The organism is Parahoeflea alexandrii (assembly GCF_024105735.1).
In the GTDB taxonomy this organism is placed as follows: domain Bacteria; phylum Pseudomonadota; class Alphaproteobacteria; order Rhizobiales; family Rhizobiaceae; genus Hoeflea; species Hoeflea alexandrii.
Window position 1 is genome coordinate 320,685 of record NZ_JAAAML010000003.1, and the last position, 16,960, is coordinate 337,644.

The 16,960-nt window shown below is 60.8% G+C and carries 18 protein-coding genes; 10 read left to right on the forward strand and 8 right to left on the reverse strand.

The window, feature by feature from the left end:
* The first annotated feature begins 63 nt into the window (after nucleotides 1-63).
* A complete protein-coding gene (locus GTW23_RS16375) occupies nucleotides 64-507 on the forward strand; it encodes a hypothetical protein (RefSeq protein ID WP_252916550.1) in 444 nt (147 codons plus the stop codon).
* A gap of 136 nt (nucleotides 508-643) precedes the next feature.
* Here GTW23_RS16375 and GTW23_RS16380 read toward each other — a convergent pair whose 3' ends face one another.
* Nucleotides 644-1,285, reverse strand: coding sequence for a transglycosylase SLT domain-containing protein (locus GTW23_RS16380; RefSeq protein ID WP_252916551.1), 642 nt, complete (start codon nucleotides 1,283-1,285; stop codon nucleotides 644-646).
* Nucleotides 1,286-1,654: 369 nt separating this feature from the next.
* Here GTW23_RS16380 and GTW23_RS16385 point away from each other — a divergent pair, with 369 nt between their 5' ends.
* Nucleotides 1,655-2,659: an asparaginase gene (locus GTW23_RS16385; RefSeq protein ID WP_252916553.1), complete on the forward strand. Its 1,005-nt coding sequence runs from the start codon at nucleotides 1,655-1,657 to the stop codon at nucleotides 2,657-2,659.
* A 3-nt stretch (nucleotides 2,660-2,662) separates the two neighbouring features.
* Here the strand turns inward: GTW23_RS16385 and GTW23_RS16390 are convergent, their stop codons facing one another.
* A complete protein-coding gene (locus GTW23_RS16390) occupies nucleotides 2,663-3,697 on the reverse strand; it encodes an AraC family transcriptional regulator (protein ID WP_324288434.1) in 1,035 nt (344 codons plus the stop codon).
* Nucleotides 3,698-3,800: 103 nt separating this feature from the next.
* On the opposite strand from GTW23_RS16390, the gene GTW23_RS16395 reads away from it, so the two are divergent.
* The 7 genes from GTW23_RS16395 (at nucleotide 3,801) to GTW23_RS16425 (ending at nucleotide 12,023) form a co-directional block, all read left to right on the forward strand.
* Nucleotides 3,801-4,628: an NAD(P)H-binding protein gene (locus tag GTW23_RS16395; protein WP_252916556.1), complete on the forward strand. Its 828-nt coding sequence runs from the start codon at nucleotides 3,801-3,803 to the stop codon at nucleotides 4,626-4,628.
* Nucleotides 4,629-4,660: 32 nt separating this feature from the next.
* Nucleotides 4,661-5,056 carry a DUF4345 domain-containing protein gene (locus tag GTW23_RS16400; RefSeq protein ID WP_152009477.1) on the forward strand — a complete coding sequence of 132 codons (396 nt, stop codon included), beginning with the start codon at nucleotides 4,661-4,663 and terminating at the stop codon, nucleotides 5,054-5,056.
* Nucleotides 5,057-5,147: 91 nt separating this feature from the next.
* Nucleotides 5,148-5,633 (forward strand): anthrone oxygenase family protein, encoded by a 486-nt coding sequence (locus GTW23_RS16405; RefSeq protein ID WP_152009476.1) that lies wholly within the window; start codon nucleotides 5,148-5,150, stop codon nucleotides 5,631-5,633.
* A gap of 102 nt (nucleotides 5,634-5,735) precedes the next feature.
* On the forward strand, nucleotides 5,736-7,856 hold the full coding sequence (locus GTW23_RS16410; protein ID WP_252916558.1) for a S9 family peptidase: 2,121 nt from the start codon (nucleotides 5,736-5,738) through the stop codon (nucleotides 7,854-7,856).
* A 184-nt stretch (nucleotides 7,857-8,040) separates the two neighbouring features.
* Nucleotides 8,041-9,234: a TadE/TadG family type IV pilus assembly protein gene (locus GTW23_RS16415; protein ID WP_252916559.1), complete on the forward strand. Its 1,194-nt coding sequence runs from the start codon at nucleotides 8,041-8,043 to the stop codon at nucleotides 9,232-9,234.
* Nucleotides 9,235-9,606: 372 nt separating this feature from the next.
* Entirely contained in the window at nucleotides 9,607-10,698 is a 1,092-nt protein-coding gene (locus GTW23_RS16420; RefSeq protein WP_152009473.1) for a vWA domain-containing protein, read from the forward strand.
* Nucleotides 10,699-10,928: 230 nt separating this feature from the next.
* Nucleotides 10,929-12,023 carry a vWA domain-containing protein gene (locus GTW23_RS16425; protein WP_252916561.1) on the forward strand — a complete coding sequence of 365 codons (1,095 nt, stop codon included), beginning with the start codon at nucleotides 10,929-10,931 and terminating at the stop codon, nucleotides 12,021-12,023.
* 54 nt (nucleotides 12,024-12,077) lie between these two features.
* Here GTW23_RS16425 and GTW23_RS16430 read toward each other — a convergent pair whose 3' ends face one another.
* The 4 genes from GTW23_RS16430 to GTW23_RS16445 all read right to left on the reverse strand — a co-directional run bounded on the left by GTW23_RS16430 (nucleotide 12,078) and on the right by GTW23_RS16445 (nucleotide 14,916).
* Nucleotides 12,078-13,001 carry a c-type cytochrome gene (locus tag GTW23_RS16430; RefSeq protein ID WP_252916562.1) on the reverse strand — a complete coding sequence of 308 codons (924 nt, stop codon included), beginning with the start codon at nucleotides 12,999-13,001 and terminating at the stop codon, nucleotides 12,078-12,080.
* Nucleotides 13,002-13,041: 40 nt separating this feature from the next.
* Complete coding sequence (locus tag GTW23_RS16435; RefSeq protein ID WP_252916564.1) at nucleotides 13,042-13,488, reverse strand: c-type cytochrome; 447 nt, start codon at nucleotides 13,486-13,488, stop codon at nucleotides 13,042-13,044.
* 201 nt (nucleotides 13,489-13,689) lie between these two features.
* On the reverse strand, nucleotides 13,690-14,292 hold the full coding sequence (locus tag GTW23_RS16440) for a superoxide dismutase (RefSeq protein ID WP_152009469.1): 603 nt from the start codon (nucleotides 14,290-14,292) through the stop codon (nucleotides 13,690-13,692).
* Nucleotides 14,293-14,457: 165 nt separating this feature from the next.
* Entirely contained in the window at nucleotides 14,458-14,916 is a 459-nt protein-coding gene (locus GTW23_RS16445; RefSeq protein WP_252916565.1) for a PilZ domain-containing protein, read from the reverse strand.
* Nucleotides 14,917-15,261: 345 nt separating this feature from the next.
* On the opposite strand from GTW23_RS16445, the gene GTW23_RS16450 reads away from it, so the two are divergent.
* Complete coding sequence (locus GTW23_RS16450) at nucleotides 15,262-15,528, forward strand: hypothetical protein (protein ID WP_252916569.1); 267 nt, start codon at nucleotides 15,262-15,264, stop codon at nucleotides 15,526-15,528.
* A 106-nt stretch (nucleotides 15,529-15,634) separates the two neighbouring features.
* Here the strand turns inward: GTW23_RS16450 and GTW23_RS16455 are convergent, their stop codons facing one another.
* Together GTW23_RS16455 and GTW23_RS16460 are read right to left on the reverse strand one after the other, a co-directional pair.
* Nucleotides 15,635-16,258, reverse strand: a complete 624-nt coding sequence (locus tag GTW23_RS16455) for a LysE family translocator (protein WP_252916571.1) — start codon at nucleotides 16,256-16,258, stop codon at nucleotides 15,635-15,637.
* Between the two features lie 119 nt (nucleotides 16,259-16,377).
* On the reverse strand, nucleotides 16,378-16,920 hold the full coding sequence (locus tag GTW23_RS16460) for a histidine phosphatase family protein (RefSeq protein WP_252916572.1): 543 nt from the start codon (nucleotides 16,918-16,920) through the stop codon (nucleotides 16,378-16,380).
* Nucleotides 16,921-16,960: the final 40 nt, after the last annotated feature.

The window sequence follows — 16,960 nt, forward strand, 5'->3', positions numbered from 1 at the left end:
TTGTGCAGATAGGCAAGGCTCGACCAGGGGGGCCCATTTGCCAGGTCGGTATGGTCTCATCTCATGCATGGATTTCGAAGATACTGGATAGATGCAATCGCGGTATGCGCCATTCTGGCGGTATTCGCCTACTATGCTCAGAGGCCCTATTCCTGGCTCCTGGAGCATGAATGTTCCGATACCGGCACCGTGATCGCCGATGAAGTCTTTGTCAAAAACGGTTTCGAGTTGGTGGCGAGCTATTGGGTGAAGCTGCCGCCACGGACAGGTTATGCCAATACCTATGAAGACCTTCTTGCCCAGTATCCAGACTGTTGTGGGATCTATAAAGGCCCTCCGGCAGATTATATGCAATCACCATCCTGGTGGCAGACTGTGACCAACCAATATGCAAAGGCTGTCTTGGTAATACTGGATATCAAATCCAAGCAAGGAGCCGATTATCGGACTATGGAGTTTTCCCGACTGGTAACCTTCGATGCCTGCGGAAACAATGTTCCGAACTGAGCGTCGCAAGCCACGGCCTTTCAAACACAGCCAACCCTGTTCCTGGAGTTGGCAATTGCAAGGAAAATGATGGGAGGTCTTGCCGGGCTTGAGCCGTTTCCATTTATCTGGATAATTAGGTCGGAGACAACCGCTCTCACTCCTTCGATCCCGGCTGCAGGCCCTCGGTGAGCAGCGCCGCAACTTTCGCCGACGCCTCGGCCTTTGTGACCTGGCCGTCACCATTCAGGTCGAGTCCACGGTTGAGCTTGTAGGCTTTCGATCCTTTTCGAAAGAGCACGTAGCCGGGTTCCTTGTCGACGGCGCGCGGATAGAGCACCGCCATGTAGGCGCTCGGCAGATCCTTCATCCGGCCCGCATAGGGGGCGAGATAGGCTTCCACGGAATCGAGCTGGTCGATGGCGCTCATCCGGGACAGGGCCGCCGTGCTGGTTCCAAGCGACCTGGCCGTTGCCGGCATGAACTGGATCAGTCCGGTGGCGCCCGAGCCTGCCCGGTTGGTCTCGGAAGGGTCAAATGTGCGGCCCGTCTCGAACGCCATGATTGCCATCAGGTGGTTCGGGTCCATCGCGAGCCTGCCGGCGACGGCGATCACCTTGCGCCTGAAGGCGGACGAAACATGCGCGCCCCAGGCGACGGCTGCATCCTGATCGCCGGGTGCGCGCGGGCGCGATCCGGATTCCGGTTGCGGTTTGAGGCCGGGCGAGGGCGGTTGGTCGGACGCCAGCCGCAGCCTGAGCCAGGAGAACAGGCTATCGAGGAATGGGATGTTGGGCATGCGGGTTTCCCGTCTGCGATGTCAGGTGAACGATGCGGACAAGTCTGGGCCAGCGCCTGCGAGTGTGGATGAACTTGCCGGCTGCCCGGTTGGCGCGCTTTGGCGCGGCAAGGTGCGGGGTTCAAGGAGCCGCGTGGCAGGCGGTCGGCAAAACCGGAGCCGGTTCAGATCCTTGGGGAGATGCAAGAGGGAGAGTCGGACTCTGTGCCAGGTGGCGGCGGGCCGTCTCCGGGCATGGTGAACGGGGCAAAGCTGTCCGCGCTTTTATCCCCGCCTCTTGCCCGAAGCTGCGGCTTCTGCGATCACACGCGCATCACAGCACCCGCTCATACGGGCGCCACCACGCAACCACCGCCAGGAAATCAAGCCATGCAGAACCCCGTCCTTGTCGAAGTCACCCGCGGAGAGATCGTCGAAAGCCGTCATCGCGGCATGGCGGTGGTGGTGGATGGCGACGGCGCGGAGGTGATGAGGCTCGGCGACGTCGAAACCCCGGTGTTCCCGCGCTCGGCGGTCAAGTCGATGCAGGCGCTGCCGCTCATTGAGACCGGCGCTGCGGACCGCTATGGCTTTGGCAACAAGGAACTGGCGCTGGCCTGCGCCTCGCATTCGGGCGAGCCCGGTCACATGCAGCTGGCCGGTGAAATGGCTGGCCGCGCCGGCCTGAGCGAAGCCGATTTCGAGTGCGGTTGCCATTGGAGCTCGGAACAGAAAGTGTTGATCGCCCAGGCCCGCGCCGGCGACAAGCCCAACCAGCTCGGCAACAATTGCTCCGGCAAGCACGCCGGCTTCCTCTGCCTCGCCTGCCATGCCGGCGTCGATCACCACGGCTATGTCGGCTATGACCACTTCGTCCAGGCCTCGGTCCGCGATGTCATGTCCGATCTGACCGGCACCGCGCTCGGCCATGACAATTGCGGCACCGACGGCTGCTCGATCCCCACCTACGCGGCGCCGCTCAGGAACATCGCCCACGGTTTTGCCCGCATGGCATCTGGCGCGGGCCTCGGGCCCGAGCGCGCGAAAGCAGCCGAGCGGCTGATGTCAGCCTGCATGGCCGAGCCGTGGCACGTGGCGGGCACGGGTCGCGCCTGCACCGCCCTGATGCAAATCGCCCCGGGCCGGATCTTCGCCAAGACCGGTGCCGAGGGCGTCTTCTGCGCGACTGTTCCAGAGAAGGGCTACGGCATCGCGCTCAAATGCGAGGACGGCTCCACCCGCGGCGCCGAGGCAATGATCGGCGCGGTCCTGGCAAAGCTCTTTGCAGATGACGAGGAAGTCTCTTCCCGGCTTGGCGACTGGTCGCGCAAGACGCTGAAGAACTGGAACGGCATCGAAGTCGGCCGCATCCGCCCCTTAGGCGAACTGGCCTGAGCTTCAGCCCGCGGACTGCGCCGGCTGGTAGATCGGCTTGGCACGGTCGGGCTCGGCGCGGCGGATGCTGCCCGGCGGTTTGCCGAAGACCCGTTTGAACGCCCGGCAGAACGCGGCTTCCGACTGGTATCCAAGATCCATCGAGATTGCCGCCAGACCGTCGCCGGTGTCGATCAGCCGGGCGCGGGCCACCCGCATCCTCCATTCGGTCAGGTAGCGAAGCGGCGTCTGGCCGACCAGATTGGCAAAGCGCGCCGCAAATGCCGAGCGCGACATCCCGACCTCATCCGCCAGCGTGTCCACGCTCCAGTCCTCGCCCGGGCGGCGGTGCATCAGCGCCAGGGCCTTTCCGATCTGCGGATCGCGCAGCGCCGCCAGCCAGCCGGTCTCTGTGGTGGGCGCGGTTTCGAGCCAGGACCGGATTGCCTGGATCACCACCACGTCCGACAGCCGGGTGATCACCGTTTCGCCGCCCGGTTTCAGCGATGCCGCCTCGCTTGCGATAAAGCGCAGCGTGCTTTGCAGCCATCCGCCGGTCTGGTCGTCCCAGGCGTCGATATTGATGATCTGCGGCAACAGTCCGAGCAGGTGCTCGGCGGCGACATCATCAAACCGCACCACGCCATACATGGTCCGGGTCATCGCGCCACCGCCGCCGTGGCGCATGATCTCGTAACGCTCGCTCACCTTTTCCACCGGCAGTTCGAACAGCGGCTCGCCGGCCATGTCCGGTGCGCTGGAGATCACGTGGGGCGTGCCGTGCGGGATCAACGCCAGGCTGCCCTGCTGCAGGGGGCGCGGCTCGGCGCCTTCCAGTTGCAGCCAGCAGGCGCCGGATGTCACCACCATGAAGATCATCACGCCCTCCAGCCGCGGGATGGCGATCGCCCAGGGCGTGGTCAGCTCGCCGCGGCAATAGAGCGTGCCAGTCAGCCGCAGCATGTGCAGCGTTTCGGCAAGAGGGTCGGATGTGAGGGGAATGCTCGGATCAGGTTTTGACATCAGAATGGGATAGCGGTGTTTTTGCGGATTGTCCATGAGTTTGGACGATTTGCATACCAATAGAGCTTTTCAATCATTGTTCATCCAGAATTCGAGGCGTAGGTCTAGCGCATCATCAATCGAACGCAAGGAGCTTCACATGAACACCGCACCCATTCTCGTCATCGGATCCACCGGCAAGACCGGCAGCCGCATCGTCAGGTCGCTGACCGAAAAGGGTTTTCCCGTCCGCGAAGGATCGCGCAACTCGGCCATCCCGTTCGACTGGGAGAAGCCTGAAACCTGGGCAGCGGCACTCGCCGGCGTCAAGGCGGCCTATGTCTCCTATTTCCCGGATCTCGCCTTCCCTGGCGCTGCCGCAAAGATCGAGGCTTTGACCAAAGCTGCCAAGGCAGCCGGTGTCCGCAAGCTGGTCCTGCTGTCGGGCAGGGGAGAGGCGCACGCCCGCCATTGCGAGGAGATCGTACGCAATTGCGGGCTTGATTTCACGCTGGTCCGCGCCGCCTGGTTCGCCCAGAATTTTTCCGAAGGCTATCTTCAGGCGCCTGTTCTCGATGGTGTGGTGGCGCTTCCGGCCGGTGACATCAAGGAGCCGATCGCCGATGTCGACGATATCGCCGATGTTGCCGTCGCGGCGCTGACCGATGACCGCCACAATGGCGAACTCTACGAGATTACCGGCCCGCGTCTGCTGACATTCGCCGAGGCTGCCGCAGAAATTTCTTCCGCCGCCGCAATTCCCGTCCAGTACGTGCCGATCACGCTGGAACAGTTCCACGCCGGCATGCTCGACATCGGCGGTCCGCTGATCGCCGATGTCTTCACCGAGATCTGCCGCGAGACCCTCGACGGTCACAACGCCTATCTCACCGACGGCGTCCAGCGGGCTCTGGGCCGCGCCCCGCGCGACTTCGCCGACTTCTGCAGCAATGCCGCGGCAAGCGGTGCCTGGAAGAAGGCCGCCTGACCTGGCTTTCCGTCTCAAACAGGAGTGATCCCATGAACACCTCTCTGCTTCAAAAGGCCGTGCTGCTCGTGGCTGGCATCACGGCGGTCTACATCGGCGGATCGGTCATCATTTCCCCGGATGCGTTCTACGCGGCCTACGGCATTTCCCTGCACGGCGATGTCAGTCTCGCAAACGAGCTCAGGGCGATGGGCGGCGGCGTATTGATGCTCGGCCTGCTGATCCTCTCGGGACTGGTGATCTCGCGCTTCGCATTGGCGTCGACCGTGCTGGCCGGGGCCATGTTTGTCGCCTATGGCGCAACCCGGTTCCTGAGCCTTGGTCTCGACGGCCAGCCCGATGCCGGTCTTGTCACGGCGATGATCGCCGAGCTTGTGATCGGGTTCGCAAGCGTGGCGGCGCTGATCGCGGCACGCAGAACGGCCTGATCCCAGGATCTGTCGGGCGGCTGCCAGACGGCGGCCGCCTCCAATTCCCAAACCCTCCAGGCACGGCGCCTGGCAACCGAAAGAAAAGCCGATGTCCCTCTGGTTCCTTCTTCTTTGTGCACTCACGCTGATGGCCTATGCAGGCATCGGCGGCATCTTCCTCGCGTTCTCCGATTTCATCATGCGCTCCTTCGACCTGGTCAGAAACCAGGCCGGCATCGAGACCATGCAGGTACTCAATGTCGAGATCATGCGATCGATCTTCATGGTTCTTTTCATGGGCCTGGTCATCCTCTCGCTCGTCATCATGATCTATGCAGCGCTCAATCTCGACGGCACCGTTCGCAGCCTGCTGCTGCTTGCAGGTATCTCTTACGTCATCGGCGTCTTTGCCGTGACCGCTGCCGGCAATGTGCCGCTCAACAACCAGCTTGCGGCCCTTGCGCCGGCCACATCGCAGGCCCTGGTTTTCTGGAAAGAGGCTTACATGACCCGCTGGGTCGCTCTCAACAGCTTGAGGACGCTGGCCTGTTTCCTGGCGTCGGGGTTGACCCTGGCCGCGCTCATCGTCCGGTAAACATCATGGCTCAGGCGGTTTTCGCGCCGCCTTGCCTTGATCGGCCCCGGCGCGGGCTCTATGTCGGGTTACCGGCCCCTTCCGGGCTGATCCTTCCCGCACATGGAGTTCTCCTTGTCCGCCTCTAAATTGTCTGCCTTCAAAAACCTGCCTGTTGCCCCGATCGCTGCCAAGCGACCCGTAACCGACACTCGTCACGGTATTGCGCGCTCTGATGATTACGCCTGGATGCGCGATGACAACTGGCAGGCGATGTTCAAGGATCCTTCCATCCTCGATCCGGCGATCCGCACCCATCTGGAGGCGGAGAACTTCTACCAGCAGGCGGCGATGGCGGACACCGAGGCGCTGCAGAAGACACTGTTTGCCGAAATGCGCGGCCGCATCAAGGAAGATGACAGTTCGGTGCCGTCGCCCGATGGCGCCTGGCTCTACGGGGTGCGCTATGTCACCGGTGGCGAGCAGCCGAAGTATTTCCGCATTCCGCGCGGCGGCGGCGATGAGCAGATCACGCTTGATGGTGACCGGGAAGCCCATGGCAAACCCTATTTTCGTCTGGCCGGTACCGGTCATTCGCCCGATCACCAGGCGATGATCTGGGGGTATGACGACAAGGGTTCTGAATTCTTCACCCTCAAGGTCCGAGATCTCGCAACCGGCGCGGATTCGTCCGACCTGATCGAGAACACCGGTGGCGGTGCCGCCTGGGCGGCCGATTGCAAGGGGTTCTTCTACACCGCAGTGGACGACAACCACCGGCCCAGCAAGATCTTCTACCATCGCCTCGCGACACCCCAGAGCGAGGATGTCCTGGTTCACGAGGAGGCCGACACCGGCTTCTTCATGGGGGTCTCCGGCTCCCGGCTCGATGATTTCATCATGATCGGCATCAATGATCATGAGACCTCGGAATGCTGGGTCATGCCGGCCGATGATCCGCAGGCCAAACCGCAACTGGTGGCGGCCCGCAAGACCGGCATCGAATACTCGCTCAGCGAAGGCGGCGATGTCTTCTTCATCCTCACCAATGCCGGCGGCGCCAAGGACTTCAAGATCATGCAGACCCCGGTCGGATCTCCCGGGCCTGAAAACTGGAGCGAAGTCGTCCCCCACAAGCCCGGCCGGCTGATCCTCTCCGTCAGTGCCTACCGCAATCACCTTGTCTGGATGGAGCGGGAGAACGGCCTGCCGCGCATCGTCATCCGCGACCGCTTGAGTGGCGAGGAACACGCCATTGCCTTCGACGAGGAAGCCTATTCGCTCGGCTTCCAAGGCTCGATGGAATACGACACCGACACCGTCCGGTTCAGCTATGCCTCGATGACGACCCCGTCCGAACTCTACGATTACAACATGACCACCCGCGAGCGCACGCTTCTCAAGCGTGACGAGGTGCCTTCGGGCCACAATCCGGGCGATTACGTCACCCGTCGCGTCATGGCCCCGGCCGATGACGGCGAACTTGTGCCGGTCACGCTTCTCTACCGCCAGGACACAAAGCTCGACGGCACCGCGCCGTGCCTGCTCTACGGCTACGGATCCTACGGGATTTCGATCCCCGCCAGCTTCAACACCAACTGTCTCTCCCTGGTTGACCGCGGCTTTGTCTACGCCATCGCCCACATTCGCGGTGGCAAGGAGAAGGGCTTTTCCTGGTATGAGGAAGGCAAGCGCGGCAAGAAGATCAACACCTTCACCGATTTCATTGCCGCGGCTCGCTATCTCGACAGGGAGAACTTCACCTCACATGACCGAATTGTCGCCCAAGGCGGTTCCGCCGGCGGCATGCTCATGGGCGCGGTTGCCAACATGGAGCCTGAAGCTTTCGGCGCGATCATCGCTGCCGTGCCGTTCGTTGATGTGCTCAACACCATGCTCGACGACACGCTGCCGCTGACGCCGCCGGAATGGCCGGAATGGGGCAACCCGGTTGCCTCCGTCGAGGATTACCGGACGATTGCGGCCTACTCGCCCTACGATAATGTGAGCGCACAAGCCTATCCGCCGGTGCTGGCGGTAGCCGGCCTGACCGATCCCCGCGTGACCTACTGGGAACCCGCCAAATGGGTCGCCCGCCTGCGCCAGATGTCGACCAGCGGAAATCCGGTTCTCTTCAAGATCAACATGGCCGCCGGTCACGCCGGTGCCTCTGGGCGCTTCCAGCGGCTTGAAGAGATTGCCTATGAATATGCCTTCGCGCTCAAGGTTGTTGGAAAGGTTTGAGACGGAGAATCGAAGCAAAAGGCGCAGCAAAGAATGTATTGCCGCATTTGAGTAAAATATCAAAACATATGATTATGATTGTATAATATGGGTTATCAGTGTTTTTACCATTCGCCTTAAGCGTATGCTCATAACCGGCGTTTAGAACGGGTCCCATCGTATTCCAATGATGTGGAGTCCGCGAATGACCAATTGCGCGATCATGAAGATCTCGAAATTGTTGTCCAACGATGATGGCAATTTCACAATGATGGCGGCGCTGATGCTGCCCATACTGTTTGCTGCAGGAACGCTCGCAGTCGACGCCACCAATGCGTTCTCGATGAAGACACGGCTGCAGAATGCGGCCGACAGCGCTGCGTTGGCCACCACCAGCCAGCTTGCCCAGGAAAAGATCACGGAAAGCCAGGCCGTCGCCTATGCCGAGAATTTTTTCAATGGCCAGGTTGCCGACGACGCCAATGCCTTCACCGCATTTTCGGCCACCCCGACTGTCACGCTCTCCAAAACCGGAACGGGCAAGAAGACCGTTTTCACGGTCAAGGTGGCGGCAACGGGAACGCAAGAGCTTACCGGATTTGCCAGGTTTGTCGGCAAGGAAACACTGGACGTCACGGTCAACGGTACCTCCGAGTCCGCACGGGATGGCTCCAATCCGCTGTCCATGATGCTTGTGCTCGACCGTTCGGGGTCAATGGACTGGGCATCCGGCCGAACCACAACCCAGACTGTTCCGCGCTATTGCGGCTGGGGCTGGTATCGCTATCGATGCGGCACCACCACGCAGGAGGTCGACGTTCCGAAAATCGAGGTGCTCAAGGAAGCGGTCGCCAATCTGGCCGACCATATCGCCGAGTCCGATCCGACCAATGAATATGCGCGGATGGGTGCAGTTGCCTACAATTCCTCGACCGGCAACAGCGACAAGCAATCCATCAGCTGGGACAAGTCGGACGTGACCGATTTCGCCAACGGGCTGAATGCCACCGGTGGCACCAATTCGGAATACGCCATGAAATGGGGCTATGAGCAGGTCACCGGGTCTGGCGAGATCAATGCCCATGTCTCCAAGAACGGCTCCAGCAAGCCGTCCAAGTTCATCGTCTTCATGACCGATGGGGAAAACAACGTCGGCTCCAGTTCCCAGGATGATTACGCCGACAAGCAGACGCTCCGCTACTGCGACAAGGCCAAGGAGGACGGCACCATCATATTCTCGGTTGCTTTCCAGGCCCCCACGCGAGGCAAGGAGCTGCTCAGCTCCTGCGCCTCGGGTGAGAACTACTACTACGATGCAGAAAGCGCCGATGAGCTGACCAAGGCGTTCAAGGATATCGGTGAAGAGGCGGTCAAGCTGGTCACCCGGCTCACCCGCTGAACGCCGTGCCGCGCGGGCACGCCAGATGCCCGTGCGGGAAACACCCTGCTCGAACGGACCGAAGAGCCAATGTCCTGAACGGCTCACCCGCGTTACGGAAATGATCGGATTGGATAGCCCGTGCTTCATCTCAAGTGCGGTGACGGGGAGCCGGGATGCCCCATTTTGACCGGCGGTTGCCATCCGTCTGGGGGCCATCGGGTACCATAACGGGAAAGGGTTGAGAGCCTCTCGGTTTATTGCCGGAAATAGCCGCGGATCTGTCCCAATCCGGCAACCGATAAAATTTGAACATATGTTTTAAGCCAACGCTTATGGCCTCTGCTGTATTTTCCGAGCATCGGCAGTTCCAGATGAAAACGGAATCGAGCAATGTCAGACTTGGCAAAGAAGAAGTTTACCCAGCTGTTGGAGAACAACAAAGGCAACTTCGCGATCATGGCGGCGTTGAGCATTCCGGTCGTCTTCATTGCGGCAAGTCTTGCAGTCGACACAACCAACGCGATGTCGATGAAGAACCGCCTGCAAAACGCCGTCGACAGTGCCGCACTGGCGACATCGACACGGCTTGCGCAGGAGGAGGGGCTCAGCCTTGATGATGCGAAAGCCTTTGCCGTGTCGTTCCTTAACGGACAGATCGAGGAAGACATGCCGGCCTTCACGGACTTGAACGTCAAGCCGACGGTCAACATTACCACCGAGGAAGAGGACGGCGCCACCGTCTGGCGCGTTGCAATCTCGACCGTGGGGACCCAGACACTGACGCCCATGGCGCGCCTGATGGGACGGGAGAACATAAGTGTCGACGTTTTTGGCCAGTCCGAGAGTGCCTCGGGCAAGACCCAGGGCGCCTTTTCCATGGCACTGGTGCTTGACCGCTCCGGCTCGATGGACTGGAACCTGGATGGACAGCGCAAGATCGACGTGCTCAAGGCTGCTGTCGGCGGGCTTCTCGACCAGATCGAGACCGCAGACCCCGCGCAAAACTATGTTCGTATCGGTGCTTCCAGCTACAACACCCGCATGACCGGTTCGCAAAAGCTTCACTGGAAGCCGAAAAAGACCAGGGATTTTGTCAATGAGCTGCCAGCCGATGGCGGTACCGATTCCACAGAAGCTTTTGGTTGGGCCTATGAAAGCGTGACGGCTGCCAAGGAAGCAAAACAACATCAGGCCCGGAACGAACAGGAGCCGCAGCGCTTCATCGTCTTCATGACCGATGGCGACAACAATTACAGTTCCGCCGATTCCTCCACCAAGATCCTCTGCAAGGAAGCAAAGGAAGCAGGTGTTCAGGTTTACACCGTGGCTTTTGCCGCACCGACGCGCGGCAAGCAGCTTCTGTCCTATTGCGCCAGCAGTTCGGCTCATTTCTTCGATGCCCAGAGCAGCGCCGATCTGATCGCCGCTTTCAAGAGCATCGGTGAGCAGACCTCACAGGTCGCTTCACGCCTCACGCACTAGTTCTCTCGGCAGACCCCACCAAAACAATGGCTCGCATGGTTGCGCACGTTACACGGCAGCAACCGATGCGGGCCAATTGCTTTATGTTGGAGCTTACAACCTGAAGTATCCCGTTTCGGTACATGTACAAAACGCCTGTTATCTAAAGATTTACCGAATGCGTTAGAGGGATACTTACGGGTGGTGTTGTACAAGAAGGTACAGTTGCACCAACACAAGCGAGGTCGATCATGACCAAGTCAGCCAAGAACACAAAGTTTTCACAGATGATCCGCAGCCGGGACGGCAACTTCGCCATGTTGGCGGCCGTTCTCCTGCCGGTGGCAATGATCGCCGGCAGTCTTGCACTGGATACCACCAACGCGCTTTCGATGAAGACCCGGCTGCAGAATGCCGTCGACAGTGCCGCGCTGGCGACCGCGACGCGGCTCTATCAGGAAGAAAACCTCAGCGTCGCTGATGCGAAGATCTTCGCTGCAAGTTTCCTGAAAGGCCAGGTCGAGGAAGATTCAACTGCCTTCGACGGGTTTTCGATTTCCCCGACCGTCACCATTACCCCGGTGAACACCAATGGCGGCACCACCTGGAAGGTGTCGGTGGCAGTAACCGGAACCCAGAAAGCCACGCCGATGGCCAAGCTGATCGGCCGCGACACGCTCAGCGTCAATGTGACCGGCAAGTCGCAGAGCGGTTCCGAATCCTCGCAGGGATCTATCTCCATGGCACTGGTGCTTGACCAGTCGGGATCGATGGACTGGAAACTCGATGGCGAGAAGAAGATCAATGTGCTCAAGCAGGCCGTGTTTGGTCTGATTGACCAGTTCAAGGCCGTCGACAAGAACGGTGACTACATCCGTCTCGGCTCGGTCAGCTACAACTCGAATGTCACCGGCAAGAACAACATGACGTGGAACGTGAACCGGGTTCACAACTTTGTCGGGCAGCTCCAGGCCACCGGCGGCACGGACTCCACCGATGCCTTTAAATGGGGATATGAGAAAGTCTCGTCCACGAAAGAGACCGACGAACACAAGGCCAGGACCGGGCAGGAACCGGAACGGATCATCGTTTTCATGACCGACGGAGATAACAATTACACCTCCGCCGACACCTCGACGAAGAAACTCTGCGACGAAGCCAAGGCGGATGGCCTGACGATCTACACGATCGCATTCGCCGCTCCCACGCGCGGTCAGCAGCTGCTCTCATACTGCGCCGACAAGCCCGAAAACTACTATGATGCGCGCAACAGCCAGGAGCTGATCGACGCCTTCAAGAACATCGGCGAGCAGACATCGAAGGTGGTTTCCAGGCTTACGGAGTAAGTCAGGAGGCTGGTCGCAAGTGCCGCGCAGTCTTGCCCGTCACTTCACGCGGCCTTACTCCCAGCCATTGTCCCTTTTTGGCAGGGCCTTCAGATAGGCGGCGATCGCATCCCGGTCGCCGCTTGTCAGTTTGGCCATGTTCTTCTGAACATCCACCATCGAGCCGCCGGCACTGTCGAAGTCGGGAGTGAAACCGCTTTCGAGATAATAGGCGATATCGGACTTGCTCCAGCCGCCGATCGACTTGCTTCCGGGTGTGATGTTCGGGATCACCCCTTCACCGTCCGGGTTCTGGGCGCCGGACAGCCAGGCGTCGGACACAAATCCGCCGATCAGGTTTCGCGGTGTGTGGCATTCGCCGCAATGGCCTGGCCCTTCAACCAGATATTGCCCCCGGGCGATTTCGGTGTCCGGCCCGCCCAGCGTGACGTGAGGCTGATCCGAGAAGAACAGAAATTTCCACCCGCCGAGCGAGCGTCGTATGTTGAACGGAAACCCGATCTGATGGGGCAGGGACGCTACATCGCTCGAAGGCAGGGTCTTGAAAAACGCGAACAGGTCGGCGATGTCCCGGTCGTTCATGCGCGTGTAAGACGTGTAGGGAAAAGCCGGATAATAGTGCTCGCCCCGGGGTGAGACGCCGGCCAGCATCGCATTGGCAAAGTCGGCAATCGACCAGCCGCCGATGCCGGCTTCAGGATCGCTCGATATGTTGGGCGCGACGAAGGTGCCGAAATCGCTTGCCAGCCGGACCCCGCCCGAAAGCATGAGTTTCGCATCGCCCTCCGCACCGGGCGCGGCATGGCAGGAGGCACAGCCGCCCGCCCAGAACAGTGTTTCGCCCGCCGCCGCATCGCCATCGATTGCAGCGATGGCGTCAAGCCGCTCGGCGGCAACCGGCCGCGGTGAGGTAACGGCGAAGGCAATGCCTGCGCCGGCAACCACGGCCACACCAAGTCCGAGCGCCAGCCGTTTCACGGCAGGCGCCCGAGGATGTTCAGAGCCAGGCTGACCGGCATCAGCTCTTCTTCTGGCGATAGGTCTCGTGACAGGTGCCGCAATTCTTGGTCAGTGGACCGAACGCGGCCTTCAGGCCGTCGAGGTCGGCAGGGGCAGCCGCAATACCAGCGTCTGCGTCAGCCTTGAATTTGGCAATGGCTGCTTCGAAACCCGCGCGGTCCGACCAGATCGCCGCAGCCGCTTCGGTCTCCATTCCGGTTTCCGAACCTTCCGGGAAGTAGTTGCCGAATGTGGCCGCCACTTCGCTGATGGTTGTCAGCGCGGCAAGTGTTGCAGCCGCATCGAACTCGCTTTCACCCTTGACCATCTTGGCCATGGCGCCGGTGGCACCGCCAACCTTCTTCATCATTTCCTGGCGAACCACCTGCGGTTCGTCGGCGGCAATCGCGGGGGCAAACCCGGCAGCGCCGATCAGGGCTGCGGCAAACAAAGTCCGGAATTTCATGAAGTCTCTCCTGCAGGTGGTTAATGGGTTGGCTTTCATGTTTCACAACATGATTACATTCTGTCGATGACAGGGAAGTCAAAAGATTGTGAACACTGTGTTACCGATTGAGGCTTCGCAACTGCGGTTCCCGCCATAAAAAAACCCGGCGGTCATGCCGCCGGGTTTTCCACTATTTAAGGTGCAGGCGCTTGCCTGTTCTCAGACGGCCTTCTCGTACATTTCGGCGACGTGATCCCAGTTGATCAGGTTGTCGACGAATGCTTCGAGGTACTTCGGACGGGCATTGCGGTAATCGATGTAGTAGCTGTGCTCCCACACGTCGCAACCCAGCACCGGCGAGGCGCCGTGCATCAGCGGATTTTCGCCGTTCGGCGTCTTCATGATTTCCAGCTTGCCGTTCTTGACGGCGAGCCAGGCCCAGCCGGAGCCGAACTGTCCGACACCGGCTGCAACGAAATCGGCCTTGAACTTGTCGAACCCGCCGAGATCGGAATTGATCGCTTTTTCGAGCGCGCCGGGCATCTTCGAGCCGCCGCCGCCCTTTTTCATCCACTGCCAGAAGTGCAGATGGTTGTAGTGCTGGCCGACATTGTTGATCAGTCCGGCGTTCTTCTCGTCAAAGGCTGCCTTGCAGATCTCTTCGAGAGACTTGCCGGCGTGCGCGCTGCCTTCAAGCAACTCGTTGCCCTTGGTGACATAGGCCTGGTGATGCTTGTCGTGGTGGAATTCCAGCGTCTCGCGCGACATGTAGGGCGCAAGGGCATCATAGTCATACGGCAGGTTTGGCAGTTCGAGGGCCATGGGGGTCTCTCCTCTAGGAAATTGGATTGGCAGCGGACCATCGTCCGCGGCGTCGCCAGAACATAGGCGCGCCATCTCCTCCTAGCAACGGGGCAGTGGCAAAAAGGTTCCCTCCGGCCGCGAAAAAGGCTGGGCAGACAAACCCTTCCGCGTGGCCTTCAGTTCTCAGCGGGTCCTGCGTCCGAAGCCGCCCGGGCGGTGCCTTTGCACGGGGCGAGGAGCTGCGGGATCTCCGAATATTGGTCTGGATCGCGCATTGCTTACAGCGATGCTCTCGTCGGCGTAAGGTTCAGGCGTCAGCACCTGCTGGCGCGCCTTGCCCGTTACCAGTTTCTCGCCGATGAAGCGGACACCGCACTCGCTGCCTCTTTGCCACACCCGTTCGCACTCGATCTTGTAGCCGTCGATATCGACATGCAGCATGAACCGGTCGGGCACAAACCAGCCGCCTTCAAACACGACATGCGCGCCGGTGGCGCTGATGTCGCGCAACGTGCAGGGGATGGCGCTGAATTCCTGGTTGAAGGCTGCGTAAGCGCCTTTGAGCACGCGCGTCCTTGGCGGCCGCGCCTGGTCGGCGGCGTTCGGATCGTCTGGATGGTCAACCGGCTCGTGGCTGGACACGGTCTCTTTCCTCGTTGGCGGCATGGACGTCTGCGCGACAGACCCTTCATTCTTGTCGCATGCCCGGGTTAGTCTAATGTTAAAGCAAGCTCTAATGTGCTCCGTCTGAGCGTGGTTCTCAGAACTCTTGAGTTCGGAAGCGGGATAGCCGGGATGCCCGGCGCGCTGCTGGATGCTCGACCATTTGTGCGGCGACTGGGGCCCTTTGGCAGTCGCTGCTTGCCGCTACGGCTGCAGGCGTCCGGAACCCGGATTGGAACCAAACCGCCCTTGAGGTGTTTGTGCTGCGACACCGATGTCGTGAAGTTCACATCAAAACGCCCAATGCAATGCAAGGACAGGAAAATGAAAACCAGCTCTATCGTCGCACTCTCCGTCGCAGCCGTGGTCATCGCCGCCGGCGCGTTCTATTTCGTTGAAGTCGATCAGACCAGGGAAGCACGTCTGCCCGATGTCGACGTCAGCGTCGAGGGCGGCCAGGCTCCGGAGTTTGACGTCAAGACCGGTGATGTCGAAGTCGGCACCACCGAGAAGGAAGTTCTCGTCCCCAAGGTCGTGATGGAAAAGGAAACCGTCACGGTGCCGACCGTCGAGGCTGAACCGGCCGGTTGATCCGGCAACCTGATCCACAGCCCCGGCGTGACCGCCGGTAACCAGATGCGGCGGTGCCCGAGAGGGCTCCGCCGTCTTGCTTTTGCGGCTCGAGTTCAGATTGTCTTCAGCGTTCCGCCAGCGCCAGCCGCAGACCCATCAGTGCGAACATCGAGGCAAACGACCGCTTGACCAGGCGCATGATCCTCGGCCGCGAAATGACGTGGTCACGCGCCTGCGCCGCCATGAGCCCATAAAGCACGAACACGATGAAGGTGACGGCCATGAAGACGCCGGCAAGCAGGAGCATCTGGAAGCTTGCATCGGCCGCGCCGACATCGACGAATTGCGGCATGAAGGCGAGAAAGAACACCGTTAGCTTCGGATTGAGCAGATTGATCAGGATGCCCGCGCCAACAATCCGCCGCCCCGACTGCACCGGCAGGCTTTCGCCACTCGAGGCGTCGATCTTCAGCGCGCCCGTATCGCGCCACATCTGCCACGCCATGTAGAAAAGATAGAGTACGCCGAGATATTTGAGCGTCTGGAAGGCCAGCGCACTGGCATGCAGCAGCGCCGCCAGCCCGGCAATCGAGGCCGCCACATGCGGAACGATTCCCAGCGTGCACCCGAACGCCGCCAGGACCGAGGCCCGCGCCCCGCGGGTCAGTCCCGCAGCCAGGGTGTAGATCACCCCGGTCCCGGGAAGCAGCACCACGATCAGCGTGGTGATGAGGAATTCGAGGCTCATGACTGTTCTCCGGCGGCGTGTCGGAAGAAACAGTGATCGCAGCGGACGGGCAAAGTCAATTGCTCCGGGCCGCGCTTACAGTGTCTGGATCGACGCCGGGTGACCCCATCATCGCGGCCTCAGGGGTCGATCAGGATGCTGCCAAGAACCTCGATATCGCCGTCTGTCTGGCGGATAACCAGGACTTCGCCCGACCGTGTGCCGCGCCCGGCGAGTGCGGAGATGTTGACCTGGTGGGTGACGAGCATCAGCCGTCTTTCCGTCGATCGGATCAGGTCCAGAGTCTCCTGGGTCTGGCTGTCCCGTGTCGAGAAATCCTGGAAAAACGAGTTGAGCGACGGGGCATCGCTGACCGGTCCCAGCTCCAGCAGTTCGGCGGTTTCGCGGGTCCGGCACCACTGGCTCGACAGGACCTGCGCAAACTCGATGCCGCGCGCGCGAAAGGCTTCGCCGATGCGGCGGGCCTGATCGCGTCCGCGTTCGTCGAGGTTTCTCTGGGTTGAGCAGTCGCCCAGCGTGAAGCGGGAAGGGTCGCCGGTGCCAGGCGCGAGCGCGTGGCGCATGATGGCGATGGAGCCGGGTCGGTCCAGGGCCTCCCAGTCATTGGCCCAGGCGAGGCCCGGCAGGAGGAGAAGAAAAACGACAAATGCAGGAAATCTCATAGGCTCGGGTCTCGCTTTGTGTGCCCGGTCAGTGCCGGAA

Excerpts from the sequence above, each read along its gene's own strand:
- GTW23_RS16375 (WP_252916550.1), top strand. The coding sequence starts at position 64 with ATGCATGGATTTCGAAGATACTGGATAGATGCAATCGCGGTATGCGCC.
- GTW23_RS16380 (WP_252916551.1), bottom strand. The coding sequence starts at position 1,285 with ATGCCCAACATCCCATTCCTCGATAGCCTGTTCTCCTGGCTCAGGCTG.
- GTW23_RS16385 (WP_252916553.1), top strand. The coding sequence starts at position 1,655 with ATGCAGAACCCCGTCCTTGTCGAAGTCACCCGCGGAGAGATCGTCGAA.
- GTW23_RS16390 (WP_324288434.1), bottom strand. The coding sequence starts at position 3,697 with ATGGACAATCCGCAAAAACACCGCTATCCCATTCTGATGTCAAAACCT.
- GTW23_RS16395 (WP_252916556.1), top strand. The coding sequence starts at position 3,801 with ATGAACACCGCACCCATTCTCGTCATCGGATCCACCGGCAAGACCGGC.
- GTW23_RS16400 (WP_152009477.1), top strand. The coding sequence starts at position 4,661 with ATGAACACCTCTCTGCTTCAAAAGGCCGTGCTGCTCGTGGCTGGCATC.
- GTW23_RS16405 (WP_152009476.1), top strand. The coding sequence starts at position 5,148 with ATGTCCCTCTGGTTCCTTCTTCTTTGTGCACTCACGCTGATGGCCTAT.
- GTW23_RS16410 (WP_252916558.1), top strand. The coding sequence starts at position 5,736 with ATGGAGTTCTCCTTGTCCGCCTCTAAATTGTCTGCCTTCAAAAACCTG.
- GTW23_RS16415 (WP_252916559.1), top strand. The coding sequence starts at position 8,041 with ATGACCAATTGCGCGATCATGAAGATCTCGAAATTGTTGTCCAACGAT.
- GTW23_RS16420 (WP_152009473.1), top strand. The coding sequence starts at position 9,607 with ATGTCAGACTTGGCAAAGAAGAAGTTTACCCAGCTGTTGGAGAACAAC.
- GTW23_RS16425 (WP_252916561.1), top strand. The coding sequence starts at position 10,929 with ATGACCAAGTCAGCCAAGAACACAAAGTTTTCACAGATGATCCGCAGC.
- GTW23_RS16435 (WP_252916564.1), bottom strand. The coding sequence starts at position 13,488 with ATGAAATTCCGGACTTTGTTTGCCGCAGCCCTGATCGGCGCTGCCGGG.
- GTW23_RS16440 (WP_152009469.1), bottom strand. The coding sequence starts at position 14,292 with ATGGCCCTCGAACTGCCAAACCTGCCGTATGACTATGATGCCCTTGCG.
- GTW23_RS16450 (WP_252916569.1), top strand. The coding sequence starts at position 15,262 with ATGAAAACCAGCTCTATCGTCGCACTCTCCGTCGCAGCCGTGGTCATC.
- GTW23_RS16455 (WP_252916571.1), bottom strand. The coding sequence starts at position 16,258 with ATGAGCCTCGAATTCCTCATCACCACGCTGATCGTGGTGCTGCTTCCC.
- GTW23_RS16460 (WP_252916572.1), bottom strand. The coding sequence starts at position 16,920 with ATGAGATTTCCTGCATTTGTCGTTTTTCTTCTCCTCCTGCCGGGCCTC.